The 700-nt window shown below is 23.9% G+C and carries 2 protein-coding genes; one reads left to right on the top strand and one right to left on the bottom strand.

Annotated features, from left to right (window positions below; translation table 11 throughout):
• Positions 1-310: hypothetical protein (locus Q0762_RS13900; RefSeq protein ID WP_298767734.1), on the top strand; the 310-nt coding region annotated here is incomplete at its 5' end.
• Here the strand turns inward: Q0762_RS13900 and Q0762_RS13895 are convergent.
• Entirely contained in the window at positions 307-537 is a 231-nt protein-coding gene (locus Q0762_RS13895) for a hypothetical protein (protein ID WP_298767733.1), read from the bottom strand. The two genes, Q0762_RS13900 and Q0762_RS13895, sit on opposite strands and share 4 nt — an antisense overlap.
• Positions 538-700: the final 163 nt, after the last annotated feature.

Here is a 700-nt window from a genome sequence, read left to right as displayed (position 1 = left end):
TATACAACAACGTTGGCAACTATTACTCACTCAAATTCTTAAAAATATGATTATAACATCTGAAAGATTAAATTATCACGCATTAGAGTTTTTTAAAAATTATAAAGGAAAATCTAATAAAGCAAAAAACTTTGAGTATGACGCTTTGAACTACGTGAAAAAAGAAAATGATTTTATTAGAAAAGACGTAGTTAATGGAGATACTTTAGTAATGATTTTAGAAGATTTGAATTTTCTAAAATATGTAAAAAACACTAAAAGATTTCATATTATTACCTCGAAAGGATTAGAATTTCTGAATAAAAACTAATTAATTCCTAAATATCTTTCACAGATTGATTTAAATTTATGTTCATTGTCTTTTGACTTTTCTTGTCCTGTTATTATATGATATTCTTTAATGTTTTCGTCAGTAACACAATCATAAAGGTTTTTAAAATAGTCAGTGGAATTATTACTATTTGGAATACTTATATTTATTTTTAAATCACCATTTTTATAGTGTATAATAAAATAATGTTTATCTTGATTTGACATGATATTTTGAATTTAAACTCATTCACTTTAAAATTGGCGGAATAAAAAACCATAATCTGAAAAAAAACAGTTGCCAACACCGTATAAATTTTATTGCTTTTATTGGCGCATTTTGGAAAATTCTCGCACACTTTTAATTCAGTAAAATTTATTAACTTTACGC

Origin of the sequence: uncultured Polaribacter sp. (genome assembly GCF_947495205.1) — a bacterium.
Classification (GTDB): Bacteria; Bacteroidota; Bacteroidia; order Flavobacteriales; family Flavobacteriaceae; genus Polaribacter.
Note: the sequence above shows the minus strand (reverse complement) of the source record. Positions and strands in the feature narration are given on the sequence as shown.

Coding starts and splice junctions, on each gene's coding strand:
- Q0762_RS13895 (WP_298767733.1), bottom strand. CDS start 537: ATGTCAAATCAAGATAAACATTATTTTATTATACACTATAAAAATGGT.